General features: G+C 51.2%; 3 protein-coding genes. All 3 read left to right on the top strand.

Annotated elements, in window-relative coordinates:
• Nucleotides 1-18: 18 nt before the first annotated feature.
• The 3 genes from Cabys_RS06485 (at nt 19) to Cabys_RS06475 (ending at nt 14,952) form a co-directional block, all read left to right on the top strand.
• Nucleotides 19-6,486: a non-ribosomal peptide synthetase gene (locus Cabys_RS06485; protein WP_006929441.1), complete on the top strand. Its 6,468-nt coding sequence runs from the start codon at nt 19-21 to the stop codon at nt 6,484-6,486.
• A 75-nt stretch (nt 6,487-6,561) separates the two neighbouring features.
• Nucleotides 6,562-6,918 carry a four helix bundle protein gene (locus Cabys_RS06480; protein WP_006929439.1) on the top strand — a complete coding sequence of 119 codons (357 nt, stop codon included), beginning with the start codon at nt 6,562-6,564 and terminating at the stop codon, nt 6,916-6,918.
• A gap of 135 nt (nt 6,919-7,053) precedes the next feature.
• Entirely contained in the window at nt 7,054-14,952 is a 7,899-nt protein-coding gene (locus Cabys_RS06475) for a non-ribosomal peptide synthetase (protein ID WP_006929438.1), read from the top strand.
• Nucleotides 14,953-14,986: the final 34 nt, after the last annotated feature.

The raw sequence follows: 14,986 nt of genomic DNA, 5'->3' as shown, positions 1-14,986 counted from the left end.
TAAAGGGAACAGGTACCTATGGGAATACAAAACAAACAAAAAAACATAGAAGCCATCTACCCATTGTCGCCCCTGCAACAGGGCATGCTCTTCCACTATATTTACAATCCGGAAGCGGCTACTTACTTTGAGCAGTTTTCGGTTAAATTGCACGGACAGATTGATCCGGAACTTTTAAAGAAAGCCTGGCAAACCGTGGTCAATCGCCACAGCGCTCTGCGCACTTCCTTTGTCTGGAAAAAAGTGGACAAAATGCTGCAGGTGGTGCACCGCCAGGTACCCATTGAATTGATCCAGCACGACTGGCGTTCTTTGCCTGAAAATCAGCAGACACAAAAACTAACTGAATACGCCGAAGCCGACCGGAAACAGGGCTTTAACCTGGCCAAAGCTCCCCTACTCCGATTCCATTTAATCCGTTTGAAGGATGATTTGTACCAGTTTATCTGGTCGTTTCATCACCTGCTGGCCGACGGCTGGTCCATGCCCATCATTTTAAAAGAGGCCTTTACCGTTTACGAAGCCGCGGTGAACAAACAGCCGCTCCAACTGCCGCCCGTACGCCCTTACAAAGATTACATTACCTGGCTGCAAAAACAGGATTTAAACAGGGCGCGGGAATACTGGCAATCGTTACTGCAGGATTTTACGCCGGCTGCCCTGCCCTTCATTCACGCCAGAGACGACGAGACGCAAAACGATTTTCGAGCGCACGAAATCATTGAATTTTCAGAGGATTTTTCCGAAAAGCTGCAGAACCTGGCTCGCGAAAACCAGATTACGGTGAATAATCTAATTCAGGCAGCGTGGGGCATCTTGCTCTCGCACTATCTGAACAACGAGGACGTGGTTTTCGGCGCCACGGTTTCCGGCCGCCCGCCGCAGTTGCACGGCGTGGAAAACATGGTTGGTATGTTTATCAACACGCTGCCGGTGCGCGTGCGCTTTGACCAGCGGACAACCATTCTCGACCTGTTAAAAGACCTGCAAAAACAGGCGGCCGCCACTCGGGACGTCGAATTTACGCCGCTGGTGGAAATTCAGGGCTGGCTCGAATTGCCGCGCGAAATGCCCCTTTTTGATACGATTGTCGTGTTTGAGAACTACCCGGTCGATTCGGCCATGCAGCGCGTGCAGGCCAGCATTCAATTCTCCGATTTTCACTCCTTCGAAAAGAGCAACTACCCCCTGTCCTTGATTGCCGCCTTTTCCAATGTGCTGTCCTTAAAATTAGCCTACGAAAACGCCCGCGTGGATAAAGAGCAAATCGATCTGTTAATCGATCAATTAAAATTGATTTTACAGTCTTTTGTGCAAAATCCGCGTCTGCGCATTAAAGAGATTCCCGCCTTGAACCAGGCGCAAAAACAGCGCATCCTGCAGGAATGGAACGCACTGCAAATTCCCTTTGAAGATCAAATAACCATCCATCAAAAATTTGAGCAAACGGTCGAACAGCAGCCCGAGCGGCCAGCCGTTGTCTTTCAACAGCAGTCGCTGACCTTTGCCCAATTAAACGCTAAGGCCAATCAGCTTGCACATTTTCTCATTCAACAGGGCGTAAAGCCGGAAGACACGGTCGGGTTGTGCATGGATCGTTCAATAGAGATGATCGTCGGCCTGCTGGGCATTTTAAAGGCCGGCGCCGCTTACGTGCCGCTCTCGCCGGACTATCCGCAGGAACGATTGCTCTTTTCCGTTCAGGATACGGAAATGAAATTTTTACTAACATTAAAAGCTCATCGGCAAAAGCTGGAAGACCTGCCCGCTGCCTTGCTGGTTTTAGATGACGATCAGAGCCCGCTGCGGCAGCAGGCTGAGGACAATCCGCAGGTTAAAGTGCGGCCGCAGAATCTGGCCTACATTATTTACACATCCGGCTCCACCGGCAAACCGAAGGGCGTAATGATTAACCATCGTTCGGTCATGAATCTGGCGGCCAATTTGCAGCATTTTATTTACCAGCCGCTGAATTTTAAGCAGGCAAACATCAGCCTGAACGCCCCGCTGATATTCGACGCGTCCATGCAGCGCATCATTATGATGATGCACGGCCACACTTTACACATCATCCCCGAAGAAATCCGCGGCGATGGCCAGGCCATGGTTCAGTTTTTCCGAAAAAACAAAATCGATCTGGCCGATGGCGTGCCTTCTCAGCTTAAATTAATGCTCGAAGCCGGGTTACTGGATGAAGGAGCTCGCTGGCCCAAAGCCTTTACCACCGGCGGCGAGGCTCTGGACGAAACCCTGTGGCGCGCCATTGGACGGCAGGAACGCATTGTCTTTTTTAACATGTACGGGCCTACCGAATGCACGGTAGACGCCTCCATCACCAAAATTCAGGGCAGCGGTCCCCGGCCGACCATCGGGCGCGCCCTGGCCAATACAAAGTTTTACGTTTTAAACCGCAATCTGCAGCCAACGCCCATCGGCGCTCCCGGCGAACTGCACGTAAGCGGAGAAAATTTGGCGCGCGGGTATTTAAAGCGTGCCGACCTTACGGCACAGGCCTTTATGCCCGATCCCTTTTCGGAAATGGGCGGCCAACGCATGTACAAGACCGGCGACCTGGTTCGCTGGCGCCCGGACGGCATGCTGGAATTTTTGGGGCGAGTTGACGCCCAGGTGAAATTACGCGGTTTTCGCATCGAATTAGGTGAAATTGAAAACGCGCTTCGTAATCATCCGCAAATCAAAGATGCTGTGGCGCTTTTGCGTGAAGATCAACCGGGTAATCCCTACCTTGCGGCCTACTGCATTACGCGCGACGGCCAGGCGGTCGATCGGCTGGAGCTGCGTGACTTTTTACGCGAACATCTGCCGGAATACATGCTGCCCACGGCCTTTGTCTTTCTGGATTCTTTTCCCTTAACGGCCAGCGGAAAAATCTTCCATCGACGTCTTCCCCGACCACAGGAATCGGATGTTGCAGGCGGCGGTGAAAAAATCGCCCCGCGCAATGCAGCGGAAGAGCTGCTGGCCACACTCTGGCAGGACGTTTTAAAAATTAAAGAGGTGGGCGCCTTTGACAACTTTTTCGATTTAGGCGGGCACTCCCTGCTGGCCACACAAATGGTTTCTCGAGTGCGGGATGCTTTTGGCGTGGAACTGCCCCTGCGTCAAATATTCGAAACGCCGGTACTGGCCGATCTGGCTTTAAAAATCGAAGAGCTGAAGTCGCAGGAACATGGTTTACAGGCTCCGCCCATTACGCCGGCGCCGCGCGACAAAGACCTGCCGCTTTCTTTTGCCCAGCAACGATTGTGGTTTTTAGACAGGCTGTCTGAGGGCTCGGCCAACTACAACATCCCCTCGGCAGTGCGCTTAAAAGGCCACCTGAACGTTGAACGATTAAAACAGAGCATTGAAGAAATTGTCCGGCGCCATGAAATTTTACGCACCACCTTTGAAGAACGGCGCGGCGACGCTATCCAGGTCATTCATGAGCAAATGGAAGTCGCCATTCCTACGGTCGATTTAAGCGATATGCCGGAAGAACAAGCGCTGCGCAAGGCGCGCGAGCTGGCCCGTGCCGATGCTTTAAAACCGTTCGATCTGGAAAAAGGACCGCTGTTTCGCATTCTTCTTTTAAAACTCAATGACAACGACCATCTGGTGTTATTCAACATGCACCACATCATCACCGACGGCTGGTCAACGGGCATTTTAGTCCGCGAGATGGCCGCCATTTACAACGCGTTAAGCGAGGACAAGCCCTCGCCGCTATCTCCGCTGGCCATTCAGTACGCGGACTTTGCCGTGTGGCAGCAAAACTGGCTGCAGGGCGAAGTATTAGAAAAACATCTCCAATTCTGGCAGGAGTACATCGGCGAAAATCCGCCGGTACTGGAGCTGTCCACCGATCATCCGCGGCCGGCCATGCAAACCTTTAACGGCCGTTCTTTGCGCTACGACCTGCCCGCCGATCTTTCTCAGCAGGTGGTAAAATTCAGCCAGAAGCAGGGCGTAACCCTGTTCATGACTTTGCTGGCCGCTTTTCAATCTTTGATGCACCGTTATTCCGGCCAGGATAAAATTCTGATCGGTTCGCCTATCGCCAATCGCAACCGTTCAGAAATCGAAAATCTAATCGGCTTTTTTGTGAACACGCTGGTTTTTAAAGCCGAATTTGAACACGACCTCGACTTTAAGACGCTGGTCAAACAGGTGCGCGAAAACACGCTGCAGGCTTACGCCCATCAGGATTTGCCTTTCGAAAAATTAGTGGAAGCCCTGCAGCCAGAACGCGATATGAGCCACTCGCCCATCTTTCAGGTGGCGTTCATCTTGCAAAACATGCCCTCGGAACAACTTAAACTGAAACACATCACCATCGAATCCTTTCCGCCGGAAAACCCGACCTCTAAATACGATTTGACTCTGTACACCGGACAGGGCGACAACGGGCTGGTTTGCTTCTGGGAATACAATACCGATCTTTTCGAAGAAGCCACCATCCGCCGCATGATGCAACACTTCGAAAATCTGCTGCGTCAGGCCACCGCCCATCCCGACCATAAAATCGATTACATCGACTTTTTGACGGAGCAGGAAAAGAACTGGCTCTTTAAAGAATGGAACAACACGGCGCGTCCCTTTCCGGCCGACAAAACGGTTCACGCCCTGTTTGAAGAACTGGCCGCAAAGCAGCCCGAACAGCCCGCCGTGCAATACGAAGATCAAATCCTCAGCTACGATCAGTTAAACCGCAAAGCCAATCAACTGGCGCGCTACCTTAAAGAAAGCGGTTTGCAGACCGACCAGATCGTGGGCATCAGTCTGCCTCGTTCTCTAAATGTGGCCGTGGCCATCCTGGGTATTTTAAAGGCAGGCGGCGGATTTTTAAATATCGATCCGGCCTATCCGCGCGATCGCATCGCTTACATGATCGAAGATTCCGGTTTGCGATTTGTCATCACCGATCAAAAACTGGCGGAAATGCTTCCCCTTGACAAAACAAAAGCGATTTTACTCGATCGGGATGAGGCGTTGATGGAAAAACACTCGGAGCAAAATTTAAACCTGCCGATTGATCCGGACAATCTGGCCTACGTTATTTACACCTCGGGTTCTACCGGAAAGCCCAAAGGCACGCTTTTAGGTCATCGCGGACTGTGTAATCTTTTTCAGGCGCAGCAAGCGGCCTTTAACATCCGCCGGCAAAGTCGCATTTTGCAGTTCTCATCGCTCAGCTTCGACGCTTCGGTCTGGGAAACGGTGATGGCCTTGCTCAATGGCGCTACGCTGGTGTACACCAGTCAGGAAAATCTGGTTACCGGCCAGGGCTTACACGCCGTACTTAAAGATCAGAAAATCACCACCGTTACGCTGCCGCCATCGGTGCTGGCCGTTCTTCCGGAAGAGCCGCTACCAGAGCTCAAAACCATCATTACCGCCGGCGAAAAATGCACCAGCGATCTGGTGCAGCGCTGGGGGAAAGGCAGGCAATTTGTAAACGCTTACGGCCCAACGGAGACCACGGTCTGCGCATCCATGTACGAAACCGATCCGCAGGCGCCCATTGAGCCGCCCATCGGCAAACCAATTGACAATTTTCAACTGTACGTGGTTGATCAACATTTAATGCCCGTACCGGTTGGCGTGCCCGGCGAATTGTGCATTGCCGGCGTAGGGCTGGCTCGCGGTTATTTGAATCGACCCGCGCTATCGGCCGAACGCTTTGTGGCCAATCCCTTTAGCGAAAAAGCAGGCGAACGCATGTACCGCAGCGGCGATCTGGTGCGCTGGCGATCGGACGGCAATCTGGAATTTTTAGGCCGCATTGACCACCAGGTCAAACTGCGCGGCTTTCGCATCGAATTAGGCGAAATCGAAGCCATTTTAACCGGCCATCCCAAAATTCGGGATGCCGCCGCGCTGGTGCGCGAAGACACGCCCGGCCATCAGCTGCTGGTTGCCTACTACGTAACGGAAGACGGCGCTTCGCTGGTCTCCGGCGAACTCAAATCCTATTTAAAAGAACAGCTGCCGGACTACATGGTACCCGCCGTGTTTGTGCATCTGGAAAAGATGCCTTTGACGCCAAACGGCAAGGTGGATCGCAAGGCCTTACCCAAACCGGATCAACAGCGCGACGTGAGCAGCGCGTATGTGGCGCCCCGTAACGAAAGCGAACAGACGCTGGTGGAAATCGTCGGCGAACTTTTAAATCTCCAGAAAGTAGGGGTCCACGACAATTTCTTTGATCTGGGCGGCCATTCGCTGCTGGCTACCAAATTCATGTCGCGCATCAGAGACAAATTCAACGTTGAGTTACCATTGCGCATTTTATTTGAAAAACCAACCGTTGCCGAGCTGGCCAAAGCGATTGAAGAACAACAATCGGCTCCTGCAGAAGAAACCATTACTCGCGTCGAGCGTGAAGAAAAGAGCCTGGAAGAGCTGCTCACTGAGCTGGATCAACTCTCCGATGAAGAAGTAAAGCGGCTTTTAGATGAGGAACATGAAAATGATGGAGATTAAAGCGTTCAATTTAAATTACGAATTACGAATTACGAATTACGATTTTGAATTCAGTGTAAAAGTAGGTATTTAAACATGAAAGAGAATAATTTAATTCGTAATAAAAGTTACCAGTTCGCATTAAAGATTATTAACATTTACAAATTTCTTCAAGAGGAGAAAAGAGAATTTTTACTTTCTAAACAACTATTAAGAAGCGGAACATCAATAGGGGCCAATATTGAAGAAGCAATTGGGGGCCAATCAAAAAAAGATTTTTATGCCAAACTTTCAATTGCTTACAAAGAAAGCAGAGAGACCCACTACTGGATTCGACTATTGCGAGACAGTGGTTATCTAAATGCAGAGACGGCTAAACAATTACTCGAAGATTGCGATGAATTATTACGGATTTTAGGTTCTATTCAATTAACAATACAAAAAAAACTTTAACACAAAGGGAAATGTTTTTTAAAATGCCCTGGAATTTAAAAATAATGTAATATTATTTTGGTGGATTGAATTACCTGAAGAATCGGAAAAATTCGTAATTCGTAATTCGTAATTTTTAATTTATTAAGGAAAACCATGACCGATATCGAAAAACTGTTAGCCAAACTATCGCCGGAAAAACGTAAACTGTTAGAGCTTAAACTCAAAAAAGAAGGGCGAGCGGCCAACGCTTTTCCGCTCTCTTACGCCCAGCAGCGTCTGTGGTTTTTGCAACAATTGGAACCGGAAAGCACGGCTTACCACATTCCGGCTGCCGTCAAGTTGATTGGCAAATTGAACAAATCTGCCCTAATACAAAGTCTGCAAACCATCATTGACCGCCACGAAATTTTACGCACTACTTTCACGACTATTAACGGCACGCCCATGCAGGTTGTTTCACCCAAAAGTCCTTTTCAGTTAGAGGAAAGCGATCTTTCCAATTTGCCCGAAGCGGAGCGAGAGAAAAAGTTAAACGAAATACTCAAAGCCGAAAACAGCCGACCATTTGATTTGAGCAAAGGTCCCCTGCTGCGCGTCCATTTAATTCGTTTGCAAAAAGATGCACACGTTTTAAGCATCATCATGCACCACATCATTTCCGATGGCTGGTCGGTGGGCATTTTTGTCAATGAATTCAGCCAATTGTACAATCAATTTGTAAAAAATGAACCGCCCTCTTTACCGCCGCTTAAAATTCAGTACGCCGATTTTGCGGTCTGGCAAAAAAAGAAACTGGAAGGCGAAATAAAAGAGAAGCAACTGCCGTACTGGAAGCAAAAGCTATCCGGCAGCCTGCCGGTGCTGGAGCTGCCCACCGACCATCCGCGGCCAGCCATTAAAACCTACCGCGGCAGTCATCGCCAGGCTGCGTTGAAAGGCGAAATCGTGGAAAGAGTGCGTCGTCTGGCGCAGCAAAATAACACCACGCTTTTCATGACTCTGCTCAGCGCCTTTTACGCCCTGCTTTACCGTTATTCCAATCAGGAAGACATCTGCGTCGGTACGCCCATCGCCAACCGTAATCGGGCCGAAACCGAAGGGCTGATCGGTTTTTTTGTAAACACCCTGGTTTTGCGTAACGATCTTTCCGGCGAACCGTCGTTTAAAGAAATTCTGGAACGCACGCGAAGCATGGCTCTGGAAGCCTTTTCCAACCAGGATTTACCCTTTGAGATGCTGGTGGAAGAATTACAGCCGGAACGCAGCATGAGCCACACGCCTTTGTTCCAGGTGATGTTCGTTTACCAGAACGCGCTGGACGGCGCCTTACAGCTGCCCGATCTTAAGGTGGAGCCGCTGCCTTTACGCAACGAAAACGCCAAGTTCGATTTGACCCTTACCGTGGCCGAGCTGGCGGACGAGTTTGCCCTTGACGTGGAATTTGACACCGATTTGTTTGAACCAGACACCATCGACCGCATGCTGACGCATTTTCAGCAAATCCTGCGCGCCGCCGTGGAACAACCTGACGTGCCCGTAACGCGGCTCGACTTACTGACCGAACGGGAGAAGAAGCTGCTGCTGGACGAATGGATCCCCAGGGGGCCCGTCTTTCCGCCGGGAAAGTGCATCCATCAATGGTTTGAAGAGCAGGCTGAAAAATTTGCCGATCGGCCCGCGCTGACCTTTGAAGGACAACATATTACCTACGGCGAATTAAATCGCCGCGCCAATCAACTGGCGCACTATTTGCTGGAACACGACGTACAACCCGACGATTTAATCGCCATTTACTCCGAACGGGCGCCGCATTTGCTTGTGGCTATTTTAGCCGTTTTAAAAGCAGGCGCCGCCTACCTGCCCATCGATCCGGTTTACCCGCCGGAGCGCATCGCCTTTATGTTAGAAGACGCCGAAGCAAAGATCGTTTTAACACAATCGGCGTTAAAAGACAATCTGAATTTGCAGGGCAAAAAAACCGTTTTACTGGATGAAGAGTGGCCGGCAATCGAAAAGAGATCCGCCGACAATCCGCAAACAAAAGTTGGGCCGCAAAACCTGATTTACGTGATTTACACTTCCGGCTCCACCGGCAAACCCAAAGGCACCTTAATTACGCATTACAATGTCGTTCGTCTTTTTCAGGCCACCGACCACTGGTTCCGCTTTAACGAAAGCGACGTGTGGACCCTTTTTCACAGCTATGCTTTCGATTTTTCGGTTTGGGAAATCTGGGGAGCGCTGCTCTACGGCGGACGGCTGGTCATTGTGCCGCAGTTAATCAGCCGCTCGCCGGAACAATTTTACCGTTTGCTGCTGGATGAAAAGGTGACGGTTTTAAATCAAACGCCTTCCGCTTTTAAACAGCTCATGCACGCCGAAGAATTAATCGGCCAGCCGCCCTACGCCACCCATTTACGTTACATTATTTTTGGCGGCGAAGCGCTGGAATTAAACAGCCTGCGTCCCTGGTTCGAAAAGCACGGCGATCAACAACCTCAGTTGATTAACATGTACGGCATTACCGAAACCACCGTACACGTTACCTATCGACCTCTTACCTTAAAAGACGTGGAAGAGGCGCGGGGCAGCGTGATTGGCGAGCCCATTCCCGACCTGCAGGTTTACATTCTGGATCAGTACTTCCAGCCGCAGCCCATCGGCATCCCCGGTGAAATTCACGTGGGCGGCGCCGGACTGGCTCGCGGTTATCTGAAGCGCGAAGAGCTAACCGCAACAAAATTTGTGCCTCATCCATTCTCCGATCAGCCCAACGCCCGGCTCTACCGTTCCGGAGACCTGGGGCGCTTCCTGCCAAATGGCGACATTGAATACATCGGCCGCATCGATAACCAGATCAAGATCCGCGGCTTTCGCATTGAACTGGGCGAAATCGAAACCCTGCTGGCCAGACATCCTGCGGTTCGCGCCTGCCTGGTAACCACAGCCCGCGATCCTCAGGGCAATAACCTGATCGCCGCTTACATTGTTCCCGTTAAGGGGCAGCAGGTCAACGGCCAGCAGCTAAGAGAATATTTACGGGAAAGCCTGCCGGAATACATGGTGCCTTCCGCTTTTGTGGCGCTTGATGAATTTCCGCTAACGCCCAACGGCAAAATCGATCGCCGCGCCCTGCCCGATCCGCTGACGCACCGCATTGATCTGCAACGGGAGTACGAGCCTCCCAAAACGCCCACTGAGGAAGCTCTGGCTAAAATTTTCGGCGAAATTCTCAACATTTCTAAAGTCGGTTCCAACGACCACTTTTTTGAATTGGGCGGACATTCGCTGCTGGCCACGCAGCTCATTTCGCGCATTCGAGATGCGCTGGGCGTTGACCTGCCGTTAAAAACTTTATTCGAACATCCGGTGGTTAGCGAACTGGGGCAGGCCATAGACCACCTTAAAAGAAAAAGCACGGGCATAGAAGAGCCGCCCATCAAACCGATTGATCGATCCGGCGAGCTGCCCCTTTCCTTTGCCCAACAGCGTCTGTGGTTCCTTTACCAGATGCAGCCGGACGACGCGTCTTACAACATCCCTGCCGCCTTCCGCGTAAAAGGCCCTTTAAAGGTGGAGTTGTTGCAACAGGTTATGGACGAGATCGCCCGCCGTCACGAAACCCTGCGCACGGTATTTAAAACGGTTGACGGCAGGCCGAAAGTGGAAATTTTAGAACAATCGCCGATTAAAATCGAACGGCAAAAGATAAGCGGCGAAAAAAGCGTTGAGGACTGCATCGTTGCCGAAGCGCGAACGCCTTTTAACCTGGAAAGCGGTCCGCTGGTGCGCGTGAAGACGCTGGAAATCAATCCCGAAGAATACGTCATCATTCTGAACATGCATCATATTATCAGCGATGGCTGGTCGATGGGTATTTTAATGAACGAGGTGGGCGCCCTGTACCGCGCTTTCAGCCAGGGCCAACCTTCGCCGTTGCCCGAGCTGGAAATACAGTACGTCGATTTTGCCGCCTGGCAGCGCCAGTGGCTCCAGGGCGAGGTATTAGAAGAACATCTGAATTTCTGGAAAGAAAAATTAGGACACGGTTCGCCGCCCTTACAATTGCCCACCGATTTTCCGCGGCCGGCAACGCTCTCTTACAACGGCGCGCATTTACATTTTAAGATTGATCCGGCCCTGAGCAAAAAGATTCGCGAGTTTTCTCAGGAACACGATCTGACGCTTTTCATGACTCTGCTGTCAGCCTTTATGCTGCTGCTCAATAAGTACACCGCCCAGCAGGATATCAGCGTCGGAACGCCGGTCGCTAACCGCACGCGTTCGGAAATCGAAAAGCTGATCGGCTTTTTTGTCAACACGCTGGTCATGCGCGGCGACCTGGACAACAGCCAGAGCGTTAACGATTTTCTGCAGCAGATTAAAGACTATGCCCTTGGCGCTTTTGCGCACCAGGATTTACCATTCGAAAAGGTGGTGGACGCCATTCAGCCCGATCGGGACGTGGCCCACACACCGCTTTTTCAGGTCATGTTTATGCTGCAGAATCTGCCTGCCGGGGCGCAACAGATTTCCGATATTACCATCGAACCCATGTCGGTCGAAAACGGCCTTTCCCAGTTCGAATTAACGCTGGCCTTAACAGAAGTGGAAGACGGCATCAACGGCAGCCTGGAATACAACACTGATCTGTTTAAAGCGCAAACCATGCGGCGCTTTATCGATCACTTTTTATTCATCGTTGAGCAAGTGATTTCCCATCCGCAAAAAACGCTTAAACAAATATCGCTTGTTTCGGAGGAGGAACTAAAGGCGCTGAAGGGCGTCTGGCAGGAGGCGGCGAGAGAAATTCCGGAGATGGCCATTCACCATCTGATCGAGGTGCAGGCCGAAGCGCATCCGCAAAAAACGGCCCTGATCAGCGGGCAGGAGCGGATGAGCTACGGAGAGCTCAATCGTCTTTCCAGCGCCCTGGCCGCCTTTTTGGTCAAACAGGGAATCGGTAAAGGCAAGCGTGTGGGCATCAGTCTCTCCCGCTCTCCCCGTTTGATCGTAAGCCTGCTGGCCATTTTGAAAAGCGGCGCGGCTTATGTTCCGCTGGACGTCAACTATCCGCGCGAACGGCTGGAATTCATGGTGCGCGATGCGGCCATTTCTCTTTTGATTACCGAATCTTCTTTAAAAGAGCGCGTAAATTTTGAAGATGTCCCCTTGCTGGCGTTAGACGAAAATGCGGACTGGCAGACAACGCCAGTCAAAGACCTGCCTTCGGTTTCGCCCGAGCAAGCCGCTTATGTTATTTACACCTCCGGTTCCACCGGGCAGCCCAAGGGCGTGATGGTCAGCCATCGTTCCGTGGTCAACCACAATCTGGCCATGGCCGAGCTGTTCGAACTGAGCGAACACGATCGCATGCTGCAGTTTGCCACCATCAATTTTGACGCGGCCGGGGAGGAAATTTACCCCACTTTACAAAGCGGCGCCACCCTTGTGTTGCGCGGCAACGAAACGCTCATTTCCGGCGAACAACTATTGAATTTAATCGAAGAACAAAACATCACTATTGTAGATTTGCCAACCGCTTACTGGCATCAGTTGCTGGCCGAATTAAAACAACTGCAGCGGCCGATTCCGCAAAGTTTGCGTTTGCTGATTTTAGGCGGCGACAAGCTGGCCAGCGAACGCTACAAAGAGTGGCTGGAACTGGGCGGCGGGCGCATTCGCACGCTGAACACCTACGGCCCAACAGAAACCACCATTGTTTCTACCGCTTTTGAATGCCCAACCAGCGTGGAAGAGGTTGAACAATTATGCGAAATTCCCATCGGCAAACCGATTGCCAATACACGCGCTTACGTGCTCGACGCCAACCTGCAGCCGGTTCCCCCTGGCATTCCCGGCGAATTGTGCATTGGCGGCCTGGGCGTGGCCATGGGGTACCTGAATCGTGAAGACCTGACGGCCGAACGCTTTGTGGCCGATCCCTTTGCAACCAATCCGGGCGAACGCATGTACCGCACAGGCGATCTGGTTCGTATGCGCGACGATGGCAACATCGAATTCATCGGCCGCGTGGATAATCAGGTAAAAATTCGCGGTTTTCGCGTGGAGCTGGATGAGATCGAGCACGCTTTGCTGGAATCTCCGCTGGTTAAAGAAGCGGCCGTGGTGGCACGCGAGGTGCAGCCGAACAACAAACGCTTAATTGCCTACGTCATTCTTCGCGATAAAGAAAATGCAGAGATTGCTCAACTTAAAAACGAGCTCAAACAAAAATTACCGGAATACATGGTTCCGTCATCTTTCATCGTGTTAGACGCTTTTCCATACCTGCCCAGCGGCAAAATCGACCGCCGTGCCCTGCCTTTTTCGCCGGAGATGGTTGTTGAAAAGCAACGAGAATATGTTCCGCCGGCCAATGAAAAAGAAGAGATTTTGTCCGATGTCTGGCAATCGGTACTGGGCATCAAACCAATCAGCGTGGAAGACAACTTTTTTGAATTAGGCGGCGATTCCATTTTAAGTATTCAAATCATTGCCCGCGCCAGACAACGCGGTTTGCAAATCACGCCCATGCAAATCTTTCAATACCAGACCATTCGCCAGTTGGCGGCCGTTGCACAGGAAGCGGAGGTCATTCACGCCGAACAGGGCCTGGTAACCGGCGCCGCCCCTCTCACGCCCATCCAGCGCTGGTTTGTGGAGCAAAACTTCAAACATCCGGAGCACTGGAATCAATCGCTGCTTCTGGAAGTACATCAAAAGCTGGACGCCGAGCTTTTAAAACAGGTGACCGCCGCCCTGCTGGCGCACCACGATGCCCTGCGTTTGCAGCTCAATTTAAAGCAGAAATCGCCCGAACAACTTTTTACGGAAATGCCCGATGAGCCGCCTTTCTTCTATTTTGATTTGCAAAATCTAAACGCCGAAGATCAGAAAAAAGCCATCGAAAACGAGGCGGCTAAACTCCAGGCTTCGTTCGACCTGAACAGAGCGCCCTTAATACGCATTGCTTACTTTAACACCGGAGCGCTGCCCCATCGAATCCTGATCACCGTTCATCACCTGGCCATGGACGGCGTATCGTGGCGTATTCTGCTGGAAGACCTGCAAATGGCCTATCAACTGGCGGCGCAGGGCAAAGAAATTCAATTGCCGCCCAAAACAACTTCTTTTAAAGAATGGGCTCTAAAATTAAAGGAATTTGCCCAAAGCGAACCTCTGCTTAAAGAGCTGGATTACTGGAAATCCATTGCCACAAAAGAGATTCCGAAAATTCAAGCCGATTTTCCGCAGGGCGAGAATCTTGAGAAATTTGCGGCCGGCGTTTACGATTCGCTAAGCAAAGAACAAACCGAAGCGCTGCTCAAAGACGTGCCGCCGGTTTACAAAACAGAAATTAACGACATCTTACTCACGGCGCTGGTAAGAGCGTTTGCCCGCTGGAACGGCCGGCGTTCCATGCTTTTGAACATGGAAGGCCACGGCCGGGAAAACATCGTGCCCGGCGTTGATCACTCCAGGACCATCGGCTGGTTCACTTCGCTTTATCCGGTTTATCTGAATCTGGAAAGAACCTCTGAACCCGGCGAGGCCATCAAAACCATTAAAGAACAGATTCGCCAGATTCCGAGCAACGGTATTGGCTACGGCATTCTGCGTTACCTGCATCCCGATCCTTCTCTGCGGCGGCAGTTAGACGGTCTGGATCGCGCCGATCTTACCTTTAACTATCTGGGGCAGTTCGACCAGGCTCTGCCCGAAGGTTCCATCTTCAAACCTGCGCGCGAGAACAAAGGCCCTGAGCGCCATCCGGAGGAGTTGCGCGCCAGCCAGATCGATGTGACCTGCGCGATCACCGGCGGCCAACTTAATTTTTCCTTTAACTTCAGCGACAGGCGGTTTAAAAATGAAACCATCGCTTCATTCGTTTCCATTTACAAAGAAGAGTTAATCCGCTTAATCGAACACTGCCAGTCGCCTGAAGCCGGCGGCGTAACCGCCTCGGATTTTGAACTGGCCAACCTGGACAATAAGAAGCTGGACAAAGTGCTTTCACAGTTACAAAAGGGCAAAAAAAAGAAAAAATAGGCCGATATTGCAACTTAATCACACTTTTTTAAAA

It is taken from the genome of Caldithrix abyssi DSM 13497, from assembly GCF_001886815.1.
Taxonomy (GTDB): Bacteria; Calditrichota; Calditrichia; order Calditrichales; family Calditrichaceae; genus Caldithrix; species Caldithrix abyssi.
Note: the sequence above shows the minus strand (reverse complement) of the source record. Positions and strands in the feature narration are given on the sequence as shown.